Annotated in this window: 22 protein-coding genes and 2 tRNA genes; 12 read left to right on the top strand and 12 right to left on the bottom strand. The window is 51.0% G+C overall.

The genetic code is table 11. The features are described 5' to 3' along the window. Positions 1-215 precede the first annotated feature (215 nt). Together BUB27_RS09745 and BUB27_RS19040 are read left to right on the top strand one after the other, a co-directional pair. Positions 216-1,583, top strand: coding sequence for a hypothetical protein (locus tag BUB27_RS09745; protein ID WP_143183610.1), 1,368 nt, complete (start codon positions 216-218; stop codon positions 1,581-1,583). A 55-nt stretch (positions 1,584-1,638) separates the two neighbouring features. Beyond that, positions 1,639-2,709 (top strand): alpha/beta hydrolase-fold protein, encoded by a 1,071-nt coding sequence (locus BUB27_RS19040; protein WP_200797099.1) that lies wholly within the window; start codon positions 1,639-1,641, stop codon positions 2,707-2,709. A gap of 10 nt (positions 2,710-2,719) precedes the next feature. Here the strand turns inward: BUB27_RS19040 and xerA are convergent, their stop codons facing one another. From xerA to BUB27_RS09725, 3 genes are read right to left on the bottom strand one after another with little or no spacing between them, the layout of a single operon-like run. Further along, a complete protein-coding gene (gene xerA / locus BUB27_RS09735) occupies positions 2,720-3,607 on the bottom strand; it encodes a site-specific tyrosine recombinase/integron integrase (RefSeq protein ID WP_143183609.1) in 888 nt (295 codons plus the stop codon). Positions 3,608-3,612: 5 nt separating this feature from the next. Beyond that, positions 3,613-4,041 (bottom strand): Fur family transcriptional regulator, encoded by a 429-nt coding sequence (locus BUB27_RS09730; RefSeq protein ID WP_143183608.1) that lies wholly within the window; start codon positions 4,039-4,041, stop codon positions 3,613-3,615. Positions 4,042-4,056: 15 nt separating this feature from the next. Then, positions 4,057-4,569 (bottom strand): hypothetical protein, encoded by a 513-nt coding sequence (locus tag BUB27_RS09725; protein ID WP_143183607.1) that lies wholly within the window; start codon positions 4,567-4,569, stop codon positions 4,057-4,059. A gap of 123 nt (positions 4,570-4,692) precedes the next feature. Here BUB27_RS09725 and BUB27_RS09720 point away from each other — a divergent pair, with 123 nt between their 5' ends. Further along, positions 4,693-5,655 (top strand): histone deacetylase family protein, encoded by a 963-nt coding sequence (locus BUB27_RS09720; RefSeq protein ID WP_159434897.1) that lies wholly within the window; start codon positions 4,693-4,695, stop codon positions 5,653-5,655. Between the two features lie 58 nt (positions 5,656-5,713). On the opposite strand, the gene BUB27_RS09715 is transcribed toward BUB27_RS09720, so the two are convergent. The 3 genes from BUB27_RS09715 to BUB27_RS09705 all read right to left on the bottom strand — a co-directional run bounded on the left by BUB27_RS09715 (position 5,714) and on the right by BUB27_RS09705 (position 7,089). Further along, positions 5,714-5,790 (bottom strand) — tRNA-Arg (locus BUB27_RS09715). 50 nt (positions 5,791-5,840) lie between these two features. After that, positions 5,841-5,917: transfer RNA gene (locus BUB27_RS09710), tRNA-Arg, on the bottom strand. Between the two features lie 161 nt (positions 5,918-6,078). Then, a complete protein-coding gene (locus tag BUB27_RS09705) occupies positions 6,079-7,089 on the bottom strand; it encodes a class I SAM-dependent methyltransferase (RefSeq protein WP_159434896.1) in 1,011 nt (336 codons plus the stop codon). Between the two features lie 178 nt (positions 7,090-7,267). On the opposite strand from BUB27_RS09705, the gene BUB27_RS09700 reads away from it, so the two are divergent. The 8 genes from BUB27_RS09700 (at position 7,268) to BUB27_RS09665 (ending at position 12,117) form a co-directional block, all read left to right on the top strand. Then, a complete protein-coding gene (locus BUB27_RS09700; RefSeq protein ID WP_143183604.1) occupies positions 7,268-7,789 on the top strand; it encodes a GbsR/MarR family transcriptional regulator in 522 nt (173 codons plus the stop codon). 219 nt (positions 7,790-8,008) lie between these two features. After that, complete coding sequence (locus BUB27_RS09695; RefSeq protein ID WP_143183603.1) at positions 8,009-8,392, top strand: hypothetical protein; 384 nt, start codon at positions 8,009-8,011, stop codon at positions 8,390-8,392. 55 nt (positions 8,393-8,447) lie between these two features. Then, on the top strand, positions 8,448-8,915 hold the full coding sequence (locus tag BUB27_RS09690; RefSeq protein WP_143183602.1) for a thiol-disulfide oxidoreductase DCC family protein: 468 nt from the start codon (positions 8,448-8,450) through the stop codon (positions 8,913-8,915). A 2-nt stretch (positions 8,916-8,917) separates the two neighbouring features. Next, positions 8,918-9,442, top strand: coding sequence for an SRPBCC family protein (locus tag BUB27_RS09685; RefSeq protein ID WP_143183601.1), 525 nt, complete (start codon positions 8,918-8,920; stop codon positions 9,440-9,442). After that, positions 9,439-9,852, top strand: coding sequence for a hypothetical protein (locus BUB27_RS09680; protein ID WP_143183600.1), 414 nt, complete (start codon positions 9,439-9,441; stop codon positions 9,850-9,852). The genes BUB27_RS09685 and BUB27_RS09680 overlap by 4 nt, the downstream gene beginning before the upstream one ends. Next, positions 9,849-10,271: a hypothetical protein gene (locus tag BUB27_RS09675; RefSeq protein WP_143183599.1), complete on the top strand. Its 423-nt coding sequence runs from the start codon at positions 9,849-9,851 to the stop codon at positions 10,269-10,271. Before BUB27_RS09680 ends, BUB27_RS09675 begins: the two co-directional genes overlap by 4 nt. Further along, a complete protein-coding gene (locus BUB27_RS09670) occupies positions 10,268-11,191 on the top strand; it encodes a wax synthase family protein (protein ID WP_143183598.1) in 924 nt (307 codons plus the stop codon). The genes BUB27_RS09675 and BUB27_RS09670 overlap by 4 nt, the downstream gene beginning before the upstream one ends. Then, complete coding sequence (locus BUB27_RS09665; RefSeq protein WP_143183597.1) at positions 11,191-12,117, top strand: TIGR01777 family oxidoreductase; 927 nt, start codon at positions 11,191-11,193, stop codon at positions 12,115-12,117. Before BUB27_RS09670 ends, BUB27_RS09665 begins: the two co-directional genes overlap by 1 nt. 1 nt (position 12,118) lies before the next feature. On the opposite strand, the gene BUB27_RS09660 is transcribed toward BUB27_RS09665, so the two are convergent. From BUB27_RS09660 to BUB27_RS09635, 6 genes are all read right to left on the bottom strand, one after another. Further along, positions 12,119-12,544, bottom strand: coding sequence for a hypothetical protein (locus BUB27_RS09660; RefSeq protein ID WP_143183596.1), 426 nt, complete (start codon positions 12,542-12,544; stop codon positions 12,119-12,121). Positions 12,545-12,720: 176 nt separating this feature from the next. After that, entirely contained in the window at positions 12,721-13,251 is a 531-nt protein-coding gene (locus tag BUB27_RS09655) for a hypothetical protein (protein WP_143183595.1), read from the bottom strand. A 23-nt stretch (positions 13,252-13,274) separates the two neighbouring features. After that, positions 13,275-14,033 (bottom strand): exodeoxyribonuclease III, encoded by a 759-nt coding sequence (locus BUB27_RS09650; protein WP_143183594.1) that lies wholly within the window; start codon positions 14,031-14,033, stop codon positions 13,275-13,277. 42 nt (positions 14,034-14,075) lie between these two features. Further along, positions 14,076-15,113, bottom strand: coding sequence for a DUF5685 family protein (locus tag BUB27_RS09645; RefSeq protein ID WP_143183593.1), 1,038 nt, complete (start codon positions 15,111-15,113; stop codon positions 14,076-14,078). Between the two features lie 7 nt (positions 15,114-15,120). Further along, a complete protein-coding gene (locus tag BUB27_RS09640) occupies positions 15,121-15,897 on the bottom strand; it encodes a hypothetical protein (protein ID WP_143183592.1) in 777 nt (258 codons plus the stop codon). A 31-nt stretch (positions 15,898-15,928) separates the two neighbouring features. Beyond that, a complete protein-coding gene (locus BUB27_RS09635) occupies positions 15,929-16,294 on the bottom strand; it encodes a HesB/IscA family protein (protein WP_143183591.1) in 366 nt (121 codons plus the stop codon). A gap of 102 nt (positions 16,295-16,396) precedes the next feature. Between BUB27_RS09635 and BUB27_RS09630 the strand changes: the two genes are divergently transcribed. Then, a complete protein-coding gene (locus BUB27_RS09630) occupies positions 16,397-17,050 on the top strand; it encodes a helix-turn-helix transcriptional regulator (RefSeq protein ID WP_234991724.1) in 654 nt (217 codons plus the stop codon). Positions 17,051-17,075 lie beyond the last annotated feature (25 nt).

The raw sequence follows: 17,075 nt of genomic DNA, 5'->3' as shown, positions 1-17,075 counted from the left end.
TGGGTACGCCACAGGGGAAAGGGTAGTTATCAATTTTCTCTTAAATAACGACAATTGGCGGTATTATAGGGATATTCTCCTACTTGGTCGAGATCGAAGCTGTGAAAATTCAATGAATAGGCAAATTTTCTAAAGATTAACAAAGATGCTCCCAATTGTTCTGGAATTGAATAGACGCTGAGGGTAATGAGTCTAAGTTGAAACCTTATTTCATCATGAGTGTCAGAAAAACGATTATTACCAGTGTGGCCTGCCTGTGTGTAGGGTTTAGTGGAGTAGCTGAGGCTGGAGGGTCTGTCCCCAAGGAAGAGCTGCTAGCCTTGCTCAATGTCTCCGGCGCTTCGGGTAATCAGGTGCTGAGCAGTTTTGAGTTAGGTCCAGCTGGGGCTGGTACTCGTCTTGGTCGACAGTTTGGCGCTCTGAGTGCTTACCGGATCGGTCCTTATACTGTTCCCGTGCGTGTAAAAGGGAGCCAGGGGGATTTTACCATGGAGTTGGTACTTGAGACTGATGTTCAGATGTTAGGTCCGGATGGCAAGCTGCTGCCGGATGACGGACTCAATGCTCCGGAAGGAAGCCGGATTTCGGAGAAGGTGACTTCCTGGAAGGTTCAGCCATTGAATACTGGGGACGAAGCTGAGGCTCCTCAGCCACCGGTGACAGGTGGAGGGGACGCGGTGCAGGATGTGAAGGATCTTTACACCGAGGTGATGGAAATGCAGCTCAAGATAGAAAATATTGAGTTCGAGTTGAGGGGGGAGCCGGTGAGTGGCAGTCTTACCCGCTGGAGAGATGCTGCGAACCATGTGCGCCGGGTGAAATTCAGCTACGGCGGAGAGCACTCTGGTCTCTCCCACGATGTCATCTATGATAGCAAAGGACGTCCTCGCTTTATTTTAAGTAGCCTCGGGACTTGGAATTTTGTCCCAGGGAAACCCAATGCGACTGAAGATAAAGTGAGAGAGCGTCGATTCTATATTGATGAAGCTGGTCTCGTGGTTCAAGTCTTGGAGAAATACTACGAAGTCAGTGGGGAAGAGAAAGATTTCAAGAAAGCGGCAGATGGGGCCAAGAACATCGAGCTGAAGCCCGCCTCCTATGCATCTCGCAAGTTTGTCGTACTTGGGCGCGCCCTCAGAGATGCAAAAAGATCGGACTTGGAAAAGATGACCTTCGAGTTAAGCGATGCCAGTAGAAGGCTGCTTGAGCCAGCGCCTCCGCTTGATGAGAAAGAATGGCTGGAAGTTCGTGGCACCTTTGAACGCCAGTTTCCTCTCACAGATAAACTGGATACAGTGATTACGAACTATCTGGTGGATCTCAAATTGGTGGCACCACCGAACCAAGCCCAAGAAGGGAACTACACGGTGAATTATGATATCATCCAAATGATCACGGATGAAGCTGGCAAGGAGCAAGCCGCCATAGCTGTGACCGCGAGTGGGCTTGCGGACGATGCGATTCAAGCTGAAAGATTCCTCGTGAAGCTGGAGGGGGCTGGCAATGGCCGTATGAAAGTGAAGTTCATTGGTAAGCAGGTGAAGAACTGGCCGGAGCGTGGCGTGCAGGGCTGGAGGAAGTGAGCTGGGCTTGCCGAATAGATTTGCAAGTCTAGCGAAGTTCTGTTGGATCGTAGTCATGTATCAACGCATTTTGACAAAATTTGGTCTATCCAGCGCGTTCGCATTGTCGCTTGGTTGTCTTGCCTTTTCGACATCCGGGGTGGAGGGTCGTACCTGGACGAATAGCGAGGGGAAAACTATCGAGGCTGACTACATTTCTCACTCTGGTGACAGTGTGACCCTGAAGCTGAAGGGGAAAGAGATTCAATATCCTCTGGAGAAGCTTTCTCAGGGAGACCGTGATTGGCTGAAGGAGCAAGAGGCCAAGCTGGAGGAAGACAAGAAGAAGCGACAAGAGGAGGTGGCTAGTTTGTTAGGTAGGCGAGACCGTGTATCTATTAGTCACAGACTCTTTGAAGATACTGGTGACTATTTTAAAGAAAGTACACGCAGGACCTGGCTCAAGGAGCATGAAGGGGGCGCTTTCGACTCCACGGGAAAGGAAGATGACTGGCTGAGACGCGATCCGGCAAAAGACCAATGCCTCATCTATTGTCCTGAAAGCTACGACGGGACTGAGGCCTATGGGCTGCTTCTGTTCATCAATCCCATGCCGAATGCCCTCATTCGAAAAGACTGGGAGCCTATTTTGAGCAAGTACAAACTTATTGCAGTCAGTGCCTACGGAGTAGGGAACTATGCGGACAAGGATCGTAAGAAGATCAATCCTCATCCCTATCGAGTGACCTTGTCTTTGGATGCGATGGCGACCGTGGAGAAGCAGTATAAAATTGATCCTAAAAGACGCTATGTCTCTGGCACATCAGGTGGTGGTCACATGGCATTTACCACAGCGGCTCTCTATCCTGAGCTTTTCAAAGGGGCAATTAGCAGCGCGGCACAGAGTTATCTGCCATCTCACTTCCCAGGCTTTGAAATCAAGGACTTCAAGCGTGGTGAGCGTAAGGACATGAAATGGATCGTGGTGTCAGGCAAGAAAGACTACAATTACAATAAGATCCTTGAAACGAGTAAGGACTGGGAGAGTAACCGCCTGAATTACCGTTTTTTGGATGTGCCTGATATGGGGCACGCTCCTCCGGCAGCAGGACCTCTTGAGGAGTCCTTGCAGTGGATTGGCCTCTGAGTGGCTAGAGTCACTTAGCCCTGGGGTGAGCCTTGTCATAGGACTCCCTCAGGCGCTGTTTGCTCACGTGAGTGTAGATCTGGGTGGTAGAGAGCGATGAGTGACCCAGTAGCTCCTGCACCGAGCGTAGGTCAGCACCATTGTCCAGCAAGTGAGTGGCAAAGGAGTGGCGCAGCTTGTGTGGAGTCACGTGGAAGGGAATGGAAGTATCAGCCAGATACTTTTTCAGTAGATCGCCAATCGACTTGGTAGAGAGGCGTTTCTTGAGTTTGGAGATAAACAGAGGGCCGGCATGATGGCCAGCGGCTGAGCGGTACTTTTGAACCGCTGCTAGGGCGTAAGACCCGACAGGGACGATGCGCTCCTTGGAACCCTTTCCAACGACGCGGATGACTTCATCACCGATATCCTCGACGTTCAGGGCTGCCAGCTCAGCCAGGCGCATGCCTGTGGAGTAGAAGAGTTCCAGAATAGCGGCATCGCGCAACGGGAGCCATGGTGGGGCTTGCTTGGGCAAGGGGGCATTCAGGGGGGCTTCGAGTAGCTCGATGACCTGTTTCTGGTTGAGCACCACGGGTAGCTTGCGCTCTAACTTGGGTAGCTGGACATCGGTGAGTGGGGATTTTGCCAAGCCGTGGCGGTGGACGAGGAATTTATAGAATGAGCGCAGTGCTGAGAAATGCAGGCGTATGGTGGAGCGCGCCATGTCCTGCTGCATCATCTGGTAGAGGTAGGCGCGGAAGTGATCCGGAGTGGCATTCTTCCAGCCTGGGAATTCTTCTTCTTTGAAGAAGCGCTCGAAGGCTACGAGAGCCTGGGAATAATTGCGCAAGGTTCGCGGGGAAGCCGACTTCTCGACGCGCTGAAATTCGATGAATAAGTCGGTGAGCTCTTCCATGGGAATCAGGCGCAGGCAGGGCAGGTGCCGAAGAACTCCAACTCATGATAGAGATTGCTGAAGCCTGTATTCTCGGCGATCTCTTTTTCGAGCTGGTGGACAGGACAGGGGGCGGAGATTGGTTCGATCTTGCCACACTCGGTGCAGATCAGGAAATCCTGATGACGGCCGGGTAGTAGCAAGGTGAAGTATGCGGCGCGCTCATGAAGACCTAGACGGCGGACGATACCCTTGACGGTAAGTCTCTGCAACAGGCGAAACACCGTGGCACGGTCACACTGGCTAGCTAGTGTGGGGTGCTCGGCGAGATCAGCCAGAGTCATGGGGCTGTCATTTTCCAGTAGTACCTCAAGCAGGCAGTCGAGAGCCTTCGTACGGCGCAGGCCGGTTTCTCGGCAGCGCTTAATGAGATCGTCGTGGATGGAAGAGGACATGGGTTGAGTCTGTAGTTAATTTGGAAAGGTGGCTCCAGCCAAAAGCCATTTGCTTTTGATTTTCTTGAAGGTGAGTGATCCATCGAGCTGTTTGCTCTGCTCGTTCCCTCTCTTGGACTTGGCTCTCAGCGTAAAGCTGAGCTTAACAGTGGCATTAGTGCCGTCGATTTCAATGGATTTGATGTTGCGTGACTCCACGTGCATGAATTCCATCATTTCGGTCATGTAGGAGTGGCCGGCAACAGCTTTGTCCCGTGCCAGAGTCACAGGCTCGCTGAAGGAAACAGGTGCACCAGTGAAGACGGAATTACCTGGAGGGTAGACAACTACCAGATGCTCGGCAATCAGGTCTCGAGCTTTGTCTGCTTTTAAGACTCTCTCGGCTCTCCCTGTGCCCACGGGGAGCTCCAGGCAGTCCAAGGCTGTATTGGTACGGCGCTTGAGAATCTGGTTGTCAGAGAACCACCAGAGGCAAAAGGCAGTCAGGCAGCCAATAGGGATGAGGTAGATTAGCAGTTTGGTCTTCATGGATATCAGTTTAATCGATGGTAAGATTGAAAAAATCAATTAACAACCAAAAGGGGAAAAATAGTTACTGGAGAGATGATAACCATCAGGGTGTTAGTTGCGACCATAATTCTGACTTTGTCGATGTGCAGCCATCAAGTTGAATCCCAGCAAAGTGAGGTAGCCAAAGTTCCTGTAGTCTATTCACCGGACTATAAACTGAGCCTATTCGGTCTAGAGAAATTGCATCCATTCGACATCGGGAAGTACGATAAAATCTATGAAGCTCTCGAGAACGACGGAATGCTGGATGCTAAGCGTATTCACAAGCCGGAGAAGTTGGATGGGGCCCAGTTGGGTCTGGTCCATACAGAGGCGTACTTGGATAGTTTGAGGGATCCCAGAATGGTAGCTAGGTATATGGAGGCGCCAGCCATCAAGATGGTTCCTAGGATGCTATTGGAATCAAAGGTTGTTGACCCGTTTATATTATGCTCTGGCGGTACGTTGCTGGCCGCTCGTCTCGCATTGAAAGAGGGTGTCGCTGTGAATTTAGGGGGAGGCTATCATCACGCCAAACCCAATAGTGGAGAGGGGTTTTGTATCATTGCCGATGTGCCTATTGCTATTCGCCAGTTACAGCTGGAGGGTAAGATTAAGAAGGCGCTGATTATTGATACCGACATCCATCAAGGTAACGGGACGATTCGTTGTCTGTGGCAGGATGAATCTACATTTTGTTTCTCTATGCATGAGGCGGGTATTTACCCACTGCCGAAAGAGAAGGGGGATTTGGACGTCGAGTTAAGGGCGGGGATAAAAGACCAGGAGTATCTAGAAATCCTGCAGTCTCATCTGGCTAAGCTCATTCAGAGCAGCAAGCCCGACATCGTCTTTCACGTGGCGGGCTGTGACGCGCTTTTGGGGGATCCATTGGCGAATGGGGCAATGAGTGTGAAAGGAGTTCGGTCCAGAGATCAAATGATCGTAGAAGCGTGTCGAAAACACCAGGTGCCCTACGTGATGACTTTGTCGGGCGGATATAGCAAGGACGCCTGGAGAGCACAGTATCTCTCGGTGAAGGCGATCATGCAGAAGTGGATGTGATTCCTGAAAACAAAAAAGCGAAGGTCTGAGATAAACCTTCGCTTTTTTGCTTGAGGAGTGGCACGCCCGTAGGGAGTCGAACCCCAAACCTTCTGATCCGTAGTCAGACGCTCTATCCAATTGAGCTACGGGCGCTTTTTGTTGTGTTTGTGTTGGCCTGCGAAAGTGACTGTCACCTTGGGGGGTGGCACGCCCGTAGGGAGTCGAACCCCAAACCTTCTGATCCGTAGTCAGACGCTCTATCCAATTGAGCTACGGGCGCGTTGTCGCTTTCGCGTGCGGGCGGAAGAAGCCACAGAATGAGGGTAGTTGTCAAGACAACGCTGGAAAATTTTTCAACCTATTGTCCGAATCCGCTTATTCCGTGAATGTTAAGGCGATGATTATTTTTTCGGGATCTTGACTATATCACCGGATATTTCCCTAGGCTCGGGCGTGAATACATTTAAATCCCTTGTCTTCGGCCAAAAGGCGGTGGGAGCGGAAGAGATCGCGGATCAGTTCTTCGTAGGGGAGGTGGAGGTTGGCCACGAGGTAAAGGCTGCCGCCTGGCTTGAGATTGCGGGCGGCTTCGCGGATGAAGGTCTTGCCGAGTTCGAAGGATTGGTCCTGAGCCTCGTGGAAGGGTGGGTTCATAATGATCCAGTCGAAATTCCTTTCATGGGCTATCCCAGCAGTGACGTCGCACCATCGGTAGTCCGCGCAATCGTAAGCAGAGAGATTTTGTTTGGCGCATTCCAGGGCGCGGTAGTCGAGCTCGTATAGGAGCACTTCGCGAACCTTCTGTCGAGGGGTGCCAAGCACAACACTGGACAAGTAACCGTAGGCTGCCCCCATGTCGGCACCGGAGCCATACCAGCTTTCCTTCTTTAGGATCTCAGCCAGCAGGGTGGAGCCGGTATCCAGCTTCTCTGCGGAGAAGATGCCGGGCATGGTGACCAGCTCGGTTCCGGTGATTGTTTTGGGCTTTGCTAGTGAAGCCCATTTGCGGGCTAGTTTGGCATCGGCTGCCGAGCTGGTGTCTAGAATACGGCATTTCGATTTGCTGCTGGATTCAACTTCGGGAAAGAGTTTCTCAAGGTCTTTTCTCAGACGGGAGGCGCCCATGCGATTTGGGACGACTGAAATCCACCGGCCACCCTCATTGAGCTGCTGGGAATAGACGCCAAGATGTGAGAGATTTTCGTTCGCAAACTTGGTGCCGAAGTGGATGATAAGATCGAATTTTTCGGATGTTTCCTGGATAGGGGTGAGCTTGCGCTTTTTCCATTTCAAGTCGTGATCGGCACGGTAGCAGAGCACGGTGGGTGACTTGTCTTCCAGGTGGTCGAGCCATGGCCCGGGTTCGCCCTGGATGATAAGTGTCTTGCCTGAGGGGGAAGGAATCTCTTCCTGCTGAAAGTAGAAATCGACGGCTTTAGTGGTGATCGACATGTCTGTTGCTGCTGTGGTCCGAAGGTAGTGTGACTGAGCATCCATAGTTTGCAGGGGATTTCCAGTCTGATGGCGAGATTGGTTGAATTTGCTTCTTTTAGAAGCCATCAAATAAAGTGAGGAGCTAGAGGATTATATTCTTGCATCATGATCGAACTTTCAGTAATTACTGAAACAGATGAACGAGGAAGCTACATTCTTGGAAGCGAAGGAGGAGTTTATTGCCCAGTGGGGAGCGCTGGGAACAAGCTGGGGAATCAGCCGTACGATGGCCCAGGTGCATGCGCTCTTGATGGTGGCCCCTGAGGCGATGAGTACAGATGAGGTTATGGAGGAGTTGCAGATCAGCCGCGGGAACGCTCACACGAATCTTAAAGAGTTGGTTTCCTGGGGCCTGTTGCGCATCGTGGTGAAGAAGGGGGAGAGGAAAGAGTTTTTCGAGGCAGAGAAAGATGTGTGGAAAATGTTCACCCTCGTGCTGAAGAATCGCAAGCGTCGTGAGATCGATCCAGCAGTGTCGCTGCTCAAAGATTGTGCGGAGAAAACCAAGTCGGAGGATAGCGTGGCCGGTAAAGAGTTTCATAAGCAGATGAAGGAACTCGAGGAGTTCGCAGATTTCGCGAGCAACGTTAGTGATAAGATCGGTAATCTTAAATATGGTCCGGCTCTCAAGTTGGCGGCTAAGCTACTTAGTTTCTAGAAATATATAAACCACACAAAAAGAAATCAAAAGATAAATAAACACGCAATTAAAACATGTATTACAAAGCTTGGATTTGTGACGGGTAATTGGCCCAATCTGGCTTTGAAGCAATTGTTAAAACAGAATTTCTAAATGGTGCATCATGGGTCTTAATCGATTCAATCCATGATGCAAACAGTGAATGAATCGAACAATTCAAACATTAGATTAAATATTATGACTGCACAAATTATAGTCTATGTCGTCTACACATTGGTGAGTATAACGCTGACTATTTGGGTGGCACGAACTCTTCATAAGAATGGTAGAGTGTTTCTTATCGAAGCGTTTCACGGCAGCGAAGAGCGTGCCGATGCTGTAAACCATCTCTTGGTGGTTGGATTTTACCTCATTAATATTGGATTTGTCCTCCTGTTTTTGAGGAGTGGAGAACGGCCTCAAGGTGTCATCGAGGGGATCGAATACTGTGCCACGAAGCTTGGATTTGTGATGCTCGTCCTGGGTGCGATGCATTTTTTCAACATGTATAACTTCGATAAAATGCGCAAGAAGGCACGCACAAACCAGACTCCTCCTCGCCTTCCCGGAGCAGCCTATTAATTCAAGCACTTGTTTTTATTTGGGTTTCATTTTCAAAAATGACTGAAAGTACAGGATGAATATAAACGAGAAGATCAAGCTATTGGAGGTCTATTATGACGGCGGATGCGGTATGTGTCGTCGCTTCATGAGATGGTTTCGAGAGCAGGAACATGCCGTAGAAGTCGTGCTTTTGGCCTACGATAGCGATGAGGCCAGAGAGCGTTTTCCCGAGATTGGTGATCATGAACCGAGCAAGTTGATGGTCACCAGGACGGATGACGGGGCAGTTTTTCGTGGTGCCGAGAGCTGGGCTCTATGTCTCTGGGCGATCCAAAAATACCGCTGGATCGCTAGGCGAATGGCCAGCCCGGTCATGTTACCTCTGGCACAAAAAATCTGTGTCTTGATAGCGGCCAATCGCCTCAAAATTTCAAAGCTGCTGTTCGGTGCAGACGACAAAAAATTGGCTGCAGAAATTGAGAAATTGGATGCCGAAGAATGCGAGGATGGCAGCTGTCATCTTGAAGACGAAAAGGAGTAGTGATGTGTGATTTTTTACTGTGTGTCGGTGGTGGTAAAAGCAGGGGGCTGGACAGTGATGTCTGTGTGAAGACCAGTGTCTGGCTTCCTGCGAATCGCCAGGAAGTTTGGCCTCTGTTGACGGATTCTCGGATGGAAAAAAGCGGGTGCTTCTGTCTGGGGGTGCCCCGGCCGGTAGCCTGCGAATTGACCGATGATGAGGGAGGTGTTGGCATGGGGCGGCGCTGTGTTTCTGATCGTGGTGAAGTGCTTCAGCGGATTACCACTTGGATGCCTGGAGAACTGCTTGAGTTCAGAATGATGAAAACGAACCACGCTTGGAAGAGCTGTGTGGAGAGTCTGGAGGAGCGCTTTGAGCTAAAAAGTGAGAACGGTGGTACGCGCCTGACCCGGGTTACCAAGCTTAAAGCACGTGGTCGCTGCGCACGCATGAAGGCATGCCTCATGGCAACTGGGCTCAAGCGGGTTCATCTCTACGTCTTCAAGAACTGGAAACACTACTTTAACGAGGAAAGGGAAGCGGCATGAATACGGTGGGAATATGGATGATCTGGCTGGCAGGGATCGATCTCGGCTGTGTGATGGTGGCAAACTTCATCGTGCCCCGGATGCTACGTTATCGAGAGAATCTCGCGACATGCGATCTCTCGGTACAGAATGTGTTTTGGTCTCACGCCTTTCACACAGTGCTGCTGCTACTGGGGATGATGATGGGCTGCTTCCTTTATGCGGAGGAGCTCTGGCTACCCCAGGGAGCAGTTCTCGGAGGCTGTATCTTTATGGCAGGCTTCTGGACGATTAAGGTCTTCATGCATCTCTTCTTTTTTAATCGCGAGCTGAAGCGGCGTTATCCAGCCTTTAACCTGATTTTCCTAGCGGCTTTCGTCTATTTAGCTGCCGTGTTTACTTGCCTTAGCGTGAAAGGAGTACTCTTATGAAGGATTACTTAGTCATTCTGATTCAACTGGCCGGAGTTGGTGAGTTGGTGTTGGTCGCCGCCAGTGCTTTCATCCCAAAGGCACTCAACTGGAAAGAAGCGATGGGGAATCCCAACCGGCTGGTCAGGCAGTTGTTCTGGACCTATGCCTGTTATATTCTGGCCTGCCACTTGTTCTTCGGGCTGATCAGTGTTTTTGCAGCGGAGGCCTTGATTTGTGGTGGAATACTGGCGATCGCTCTCACCACGCTCATGACACTGTGGTGGGGAGTGAGGATTCTGCTCCAATTCTTCTGCTTTGATCGCAGCTGTATCCCCGAAAACCGATTCAATACGGTGGCCGAGGTGTTGTTGGTGTGCTTGTTCTTTTACCTAACCGCTGTGTACGGCTGGGCACTGATGGAAAACTTAAGAGGATGATTGTTGTAATCACATTACTAGCTTTGATGATCTTGCAGATCGTAGGCTGCAAGTTGGTGTGGGATAGTCTTGGCTGGAAGACGCCTCGCGGCTTAGACTGGCTGCTGGTTCTGCTATGTTATGGAACCATTCATCTACTCACTCTCGGTGATGCGGCATTTCTCCGGATGGTGCTCCTGTGTAGCGTACTGCTGGGGGGGATGAAATGGATGGTCTACGCGGAATGGAGAAGAAGTGGAGGCAAAGTGCTATCGTGGTCACGTTGGCTCTGCTTCGGGTTTCTCTGGTTTGGGATGGATCCGAATTCCTGGACGAGTAAGCGACGGGATATCCGGTGGAAGCATGACTTGCTCTGGGGGCTGGGGTGTTTACTCGTTGGAGTCTTTGCTGTCTGGATGATGGCGGTCTATCAAGTAGACGCGCTTGTGCCGCTATTCATCGCGATGAGCGTAGGTTTTCATTATGGCGCTTTGAGGCTGCTAACTACATTCTGGAAATTTGCGGGTATCCCTGTGAAGCCTTTGTTTCGAAATCCATTGGCAATGAGTGGGTTTAATGATTTCTGGAGTAGGCGCTGGAATTTGGCCTATAGCCACATGATGGCGAGAGTCGTGAAGCGTCCTCTAGTTCCAGTCTTGGGAGAGAAATGGGCCTTGTTTGCAGTCTTTGCTGTGAGTGGTTTGCTGCATGAGCTGGCGATCACGGTTCCTGTGGGAGCTGGCTATGGCTTGCCGACCTTGTTTTTCCTGATTCACGGAATGGCCGCCTGTCTGGAGCGTAAAAATAGTGGGGCGATGGCTTTGCTTTGCGGCGTGCTCCTGATTGCGGGCTTACCACTCTTGTTTCCTGGTGAATTTGTCCGTGAGGTGATCTGGCCCAGCCGGGATGTGTTTCTAAAATTGCCAAACGACACGATGTGATGAAAAAGAGAACGATAGTAATCAGCGGAGCAAACGGATTCATAGGGCGGTACTTGAGCCGCTTTTACCGGGACAATGGCTGGCGGGTGGTTGCCATTGCCCGAAGTGAGAAAGGTTTGGCCACTGGAGTGGACTATCATCCTTGGGATGGAATGACTCTGGGGGATTGGGCGAAGGCGCTGGATGGTGCGGAGCTGCTGGTCAATCTGGCTGGGCGCAGTGTGAACTGCCGCTACGGAGAGAAGAACAAGCGGACCATCCGTGAGTCTCGCGTCCAGAGCACCCAGGTGCTCGGGGAGGCCATTCGCCGCTGCAGCAATCCGCCAGCACTGTGGGTGAACTCTAGTACGGCGACGATTTATCGTCATGCGGAGGACAGGCCGCAGGGAGATTTTGATGGGGAATTGGGGACAGGTTTTTCTGTGGAGGTGGCCAAATCCTGGGAGGAAAGCTTCTTTGGTGCTGAGGTTCCGGGCACGGTGAGGAAAGTGGCCATGAGAACAGCCATCGTCTTTGCCGAGGAGAAGGGAACGGTCTGGGATGTGCTGGTGAAGCTGAGCAAGAAGTGGCTCGGCGGTACGATGGGTAACGGCAGGCAGAAGGTCAGCTGGATACACATCGGGGATTTCTGTAGGGTCGTTGAATGGCTTCGCCTTCATGAGGAAGCCAGTGGTGTCTACAACGTGAGCGCTCCCAATCCCATTGATAACCGTGAACTCATGAAGCAGGCGCGTAAGGCTGCGGGGAGGTGCTTTGGTCTTCCTTCTGCCAAATGGATGTTAGAGATCGGGGCTTTCTTTCTAAGGACCGAGACGGAACTCATTCTCAAAAGCCGCTGGGTGGTGCCGACTAGACTGCTGGAGGAAGGTTTTGAGTTTCGCAGTGAGGAGTTCGGAGAGATGTTTAACAAGTGGCGGAAGGACTGAACTAGCAGTCGTGAAGTGGGGCGGGAAAGTGGAGCACTTTGAACTGCAATTCAGAAGTGCCGAATGAGATGCTCGCTCTGAGCTTCTGGGTATAGTGATCTAGATAGAAGAAACTTACATGGCCACGGTACTGGTACTCCTGAAACTCGATCACGAGTGTGAGGGTGTCAGAACCTGTTCGTGTGACCTCCAAGAGTCTTACCTTATCCGGAAGAATGGTCGTGCTTTTTGATCTCTTGTAGTGGTTCAAGATTGGCACCATGGGGCTGGGAGCGGATTCGAGCAGGTCTCCTAGACTGCTTGCCCAAGCATCTGAAGCTGAATTGATTTCCTGTACTAGCGAGGATGGTAGAGGAATGGTCAGGATGGATTCGGTAGCGAGCATGTCGGTGAGTGATGGAGCAGACCCTGTAAACGTTTCTGGCATGCCTAGATCAATAATAATGTATAGTTTGTGCTGAAAATTGCATAATGACTGTAGACTCAGAACTACCGAAGAAGATGTCTCTCGGTCAGTTTTGTAGGAAGTAGCTACAAAAAAAGAGCAGCCTGTATGGCTGCTCTTTTGTAATTAAAAAACTCTGAGTATAAGCTTGGGTGGATTCAGAGCAGGATGGGCTTGCCTGTTCTCGGTTTGTCTAACACGTCAGCAGGAGGGCCTGGGAAGTTCTCTTCGAGGAAGCGATTCCACGCGTCCCGGGTTTCTTGGGAGAGACACTCGGTGAGCTCTTCTTCGCATTTTCCGCAAATCATCACGGGGAAGGGGCCAGGCAAGAGGATCGTGCCGAGAAAGAGTCCAGCATAAGAATAGGAGCTAACTTCCTCTCTCGTAGAAGAGCAGGTGAGGCAGGTCTGGATGTGCTCATCGATGCTGGCCTCTGGTCCAAGCCGCATCATTTTCTCATCGATGTCGGCGCGGTCATGGAAGAAGTCGAACATGGCCTCCCGGGATTTCTCGGAAAATTCTTCCGAGACCTTTTCCCTGCAATCATTGCAGATGGCGTACTCAAAGATACATTCCTCTCCCACATAGGATTTCTGCACCATGTAGGAAACATAGTCATCAGAGAGGTCGCATCCGCAATCGCAGCAGCGATCAAATGCTTCGCCAGTTTCTAGACTATTAAAATCCATAAATGCCCTCGATAGATTGAAGACTAGTGTAGCTCGAGAGTGACGGGGCAGTGGTCGGAGCCCATGACATCCGCCAAAATGGAGGCGGACTTGAGCTTGGGCTTTAGCGACTCTGAGGTGCAGAAATAATCAATTCTCCAGCCCACGTTCTTGCCTCTTGCTCCGGCACGATAGGACCACCAGGTGTAGGCATCGGTAGTTTCTGGATAGAAATGGCGGAAGGTATCGACAAAGCCAGCATTCACGATGTTGTCGAAGCCAGCTCGCTCTTGATCCGAGAAACCCGCACTCTTGCGGTTCTGTTTAGGGCGGGCGAGGTCGATCTCAGTGTGGGCCACATTGAGGTCACCGCAGAAAATGACCGGCTTAGATTTCTCCAGTTCCTTACAATAGGTGAGGAAGTCTGCATCCCATTCCATGCGGTAGTCGAGTCTGCGCAGTTCGTTTTGTGCGTTTGGCGTATAGACGGTGATCAGGTAAAAATCTTCGAATTCAGCCGTGATGACTCGGCCTTCCGTGTCGTGATGCTCGATATCGATGCCGTTAGTGACACTGAGAGGCTTGTGCTTGGTGAGAATGAGGGTGCCTGAGTAGCCGGCTTTCTCTGCAGCATTCCAGTATTGGTGGTAGCCTGCAAACTCGAGGGGGAGTTCCACCTGCTCAGGGCGGGCTTTGGTCTCCTGTAGGCAGAGAATGTCCGGTTGCTCGGAGGCAAACCATTCAGCAAAACCTTTGTTCAATACAGCGCGGATTCCGTTAACGTTCCAAGAAATGAGTCTCATCGGTGATTGTCGTGTTAGAGTGTTTTAAAGTTTGAAGGTGGTTTAGTTGCAGGGGCAGCAATCGCAAGAATCGCAGCAATTGCACGAGTCACAGCAGCTTGAGCCGGACTCCGCGGGGCTGCAGCTGATGCTGGAGCAAGTCAGGCTGGATCCGGCGCCGCAAGGAATGCAGTCACAGCAATCACAATCGCAGCAATCGCAATAGTTCAGACAGTTCCGGTCTTTCTTTTGCTTCTGATCTTCTGAGTTCGTTGGGGCTGGGACAAGATCCGCATGAAAGGCTTCAGTACGAGCTACGATATCCGTGACCAATTGCTGATGTCTATTGAGGGGTAGAGAAGATAGTGCATTCTTCAGGGTGAGAAATGCTTGTTCGGCTGCTTCTTTAAGCTCATCCAGAGGTCTGTAGATAAGTGGGTTGTAGCGGCCGTTTTTTTGATCCTTTTGCAAGTCGTCTGCGGCATCTCTGTAATAGATCAGTGATCCGAGTGAATGTCCCAGTTCGGCTAAGGGACGCTGCTGCGGCACAGATAGTATGGTGCCGAGGTGGCTAAAGATATCTGAGTAGGCCAGTGCTGTGGGCTCCGCGACGGCTTGAACCCTGGCGGAAGGTTCTTCGATTTGAGCTTGTCGACTCAATGTGGAGAGCGTCTGCTTTGTCGGAAATCCTGTCGTATTCAGTGTGGCAATGGCTTTGTCCTTCCAGTTATTCGTGAGCGCCAAGAGGGAGCTGGCAGCCATGCGGTGAAAACGATTTTCATCTACTGCATCGTCGCTGCATTTCGCTGTTAGGCCGCATACGGCGACTGCCGCACTGAATTGCTGGACCGAGCTGTCAATAGCCAATGGGGTGGGAGTTGCCAGTGGATTGCAGCAGGTGACCGTAGTCAACGGAGCTGAATACGGAGCCAGCGCTGAACCCAGAATCGAGAGGAAGGAGGAGTCTCGGTTGACTAAAAATCGCGCACTGTGTCCGTAGTCTTTGCGCAGCCTGCAGGATAGACCGCAGAAGTGGCTGCGGTAGGTGCTCGCAGAGGATTTTTGGCAACAGGCAGCAGGTGATTGAGTAAATCCGAACACGTGGAGGTTAGTTGGCTTTAAAAATTGGGAATCGAGCTTCGAGGTTGATGTGTTCCGGTGGAGTCATCTTGAACTTTGCTCCCGAAGGGGTGGTGAAGGGAGTTTCATAGACCAGTGGAACGACAGTCAGGGAAATCAGAGGCTCGTCACCCGGTCGGTCGATCCTTTCTACATGAAGAACTGAACCATGAAACGGGTTTTTGTTGATTTGTAGAAGGTCACCCTTGGAGATCGTGTAAGGGTCTGTTGCGCTGTTGGAGGTGCCTGGCAGGATGAACTCGATCAATACGAGGTAAGGGGTCTCCGGGTGGAAGTCATCCGGTTTTACCAAGGCTTGAGCTTGAATGGCTATGCCATTGGAGATGACGTCCTGTTCTGTCAGAGGACGAGTCTGCAAGATGCGGTACTGTCCCTGAATGTAGGTATTGAGTGTCGTATCGTCCAAATTGGAAATGTAATTCTTCAGCAAGAGCTTGTTGAGAAGCTTACGATCATTCTCCGTAAGATTGTAGTATTTCTTGTAGAGTGTGGGAGGGCTCAAGGCATCTCCCTTAGGGGCATTGAGTGCAGTAAATGCTTCAATCGGTTCCAGTCGTCCCAGCCACTCAAGTATCTTGTAGTTGCGTGGATTATCCGGGGTTTGAAAAACGTTGAGGAAGAGGACCCAACTCAGTATAGCCAGGCACAGAGCGAGAGTATTGGCCAAAAACCACCAGAAGAGTGGTGGTTTGGCTCTCAGTATACGGGCGACGAGTGTTTCGTCTTCTCTCTTCGTGCGAGGCATTCAGCGGTGTTCGTGAAAAATGGATGGTAAGTTACTTGCACTCGTTGGCTGGATCGTAGGTTCCTTCTTCGCCTTTTGCCTCGAAGGAAGTGCCGCAGCCGCATGAGCGGGATGCATTTGGGTTGACGATCTTGAAGCCAGAGTCACTGAGAGAATACTCATAGTTGATCACGCAGCCTTTCAGGTATTCGACGGAATCCGGTGAAATATGAACGACGACACCTTCCTGCTCTAGGGTGATGTCGCCTTCTTCGGCCTCACTAACCTGCATGGTATAGCTTAATCCAGCGCAGCCGCCTTTCTGGACTCCGAGTCTAAGGCCGGTGCCTGCTGGAGCATTTTTTGTCTCGAGGAGTGACTTGAGTTCTTTAACGGCTGCGGTTGAGAGAGTAATCATGGATAGACAGTGGTTGTTGCAGGGAACTTAGAGGTGGAAGTGGCCGCGTGCTAGTTTTTTATGGTGGTCTTTTTCAGGGGATTTGCCGATGTTTTTTGCCGTATGTTTTCAGATGAGTTTCGAGCACTGGCAAAGCCGCAGGTATTAGCGATCTTAGAGGCGGTAAAGAAGTCTCAGGGGAAGACCGTGGCTGAATTGTCCAAGGAGCTGGAGATGAGTTATATGGGGGTGAAACAGCACTGTATGAAGCTGGAGGTAATGGGCTTTTTGAAGACCTGGAGAGTACCCCGCAAAGGTGCAGGACGTCCGGAAAAGCTCTATATACTCACTGATAAGTGCGATTCTCTTTTTCCTCAGGCGGGGGTGGAACTCTCACTGAATGTGATGGAGGGAGTGAAGAAGTTTTTCGGAGATAATGCTCCTGAGAAGATTTTGTTCCATCACTATGAGCAGCTCAGAGTGGCCTGGTCACCGGTGGTGAAGAAAGGCAAGTCACTCGTGGAAAAGGCGACTCGTCTAGCCGACTTGAGGGACAAGGCTGGCTGCTTCAGCCGCTGCCACTACAGCCCGGCTGAGGGCTTCCGGATCGAGGAATACCATCATCCGATGCGTGATCTGTTTGAGAAATATCCGGCTGCTGTTCAGCAAGAGGTCCGCATGATGGAAATTTTGCTGGGTTCGAAGATTGAGCGTAAGGTGAAAAAGATGGAGAAGGGCGGCGAAATGGTCGTCTATGAAATTGCGGTTCTTGGTTAAAGGCGGCAGAAAATTCAGGCATTTT

The sequence above is a fragment of the Rubritalea squalenifaciens DSM 18772 genome (genome assembly GCF_900141815.1).
Lineage (GTDB): Bacteria > Verrucomicrobiota > Verrucomicrobiia > Verrucomicrobiales > Akkermansiaceae > Rubritalea > Rubritalea squalenifaciens.
Note: the sequence above shows the minus strand (reverse complement) of the source record. Positions and strands in the feature narration are given on the sequence as shown.

Excerpts from the sequence above, each read along its gene's own strand:
- BUB27_RS09745 (WP_143183610.1), top strand. The coding sequence starts at position 216 with ATGAGTGTCAGAAAAACGATTATTACCAGTGTGGCCTGCCTGTGTGTA.
- BUB27_RS19040 (WP_200797099.1), top strand. The coding sequence starts at position 1,639 with ATGTATCAACGCATTTTGACAAAATTTGGTCTATCCAGCGCGTTCGCA.
- xerA (WP_143183609.1), bottom strand. The coding sequence starts at position 3,607 with ATGGAAGAGCTCACCGACTTATTCATCGAATTTCAGCGCGTCGAGAAG.
- BUB27_RS09730 (WP_143183608.1), bottom strand. The coding sequence starts at position 4,041 with ATGTCCTCTTCCATCCACGACGATCTCATTAAGCGCTGCCGAGAAACC.
- BUB27_RS09725 (WP_143183607.1), bottom strand. The coding sequence starts at position 4,569 with ATGAAGACCAAACTGCTAATCTACCTCATCCCTATTGGCTGCCTGACT.
- BUB27_RS09720 (WP_159434897.1), top strand. The coding sequence starts at position 4,693 with ATGTGCAGCCATCAAGTTGAATCCCAGCAAAGTGAGGTAGCCAAAGTT.
- BUB27_RS09705 (WP_159434896.1), bottom strand. The coding sequence starts at position 7,089 with ATGTCGATCACCACTAAAGCCGTCGATTTCTACTTTCAGCAGGAAGAG.
- BUB27_RS09700 (WP_143183604.1), top strand. The coding sequence starts at position 7,268 with ATGAACGAGGAAGCTACATTCTTGGAAGCGAAGGAGGAGTTTATTGCC.
- BUB27_RS09695 (WP_143183603.1), top strand. The coding sequence starts at position 8,009 with ATGACTGCACAAATTATAGTCTATGTCGTCTACACATTGGTGAGTATA.
- BUB27_RS09690 (WP_143183602.1), top strand. The coding sequence starts at position 8,448 with ATGAATATAAACGAGAAGATCAAGCTATTGGAGGTCTATTATGACGGC.
- BUB27_RS09685 (WP_143183601.1), top strand. The coding sequence starts at position 8,918 with ATGTGTGATTTTTTACTGTGTGTCGGTGGTGGTAAAAGCAGGGGGCTG.
- BUB27_RS09680 (WP_143183600.1), top strand. The coding sequence starts at position 9,439 with ATGAATACGGTGGGAATATGGATGATCTGGCTGGCAGGGATCGATCTC.
- BUB27_RS09675 (WP_143183599.1), top strand. The coding sequence starts at position 9,849 with ATGAAGGATTACTTAGTCATTCTGATTCAACTGGCCGGAGTTGGTGAG.
- BUB27_RS09670 (WP_143183598.1), top strand. The coding sequence starts at position 10,268 with ATGATTGTTGTAATCACATTACTAGCTTTGATGATCTTGCAGATCGTA.
- BUB27_RS09665 (WP_143183597.1), top strand. The coding sequence starts at position 11,191 with ATGAAAAAGAGAACGATAGTAATCAGCGGAGCAAACGGATTCATAGGG.
- BUB27_RS09660 (WP_143183596.1), bottom strand. The coding sequence starts at position 12,544 with ATGCCAGAAACGTTTACAGGGTCTGCTCCATCACTCACCGACATGCTC.
- BUB27_RS09655 (WP_143183595.1), bottom strand. The coding sequence starts at position 13,251 with ATGGATTTTAATAGTCTAGAAACTGGCGAAGCATTTGATCGCTGCTGC.
- BUB27_RS09650 (WP_143183594.1), bottom strand. The coding sequence starts at position 14,033 with ATGAGACTCATTTCTTGGAACGTTAACGGAATCCGCGCTGTATTGAAC.
- BUB27_RS09640 (WP_143183592.1), bottom strand. The coding sequence starts at position 15,897 with ATGCCTCGCACGAAGAGAGAAGACGAAACACTCGTCGCCCGTATACTG.
- BUB27_RS09635 (WP_143183591.1), bottom strand. The coding sequence starts at position 16,294 with ATGATTACTCTCTCAACCGCAGCCGTTAAAGAACTCAAGTCACTCCTC.
- BUB27_RS09630 (WP_234991724.1), top strand. The coding sequence starts at position 16,397 with ATGTTTTCAGATGAGTTTCGAGCACTGGCAAAGCCGCAGGTATTAGCG.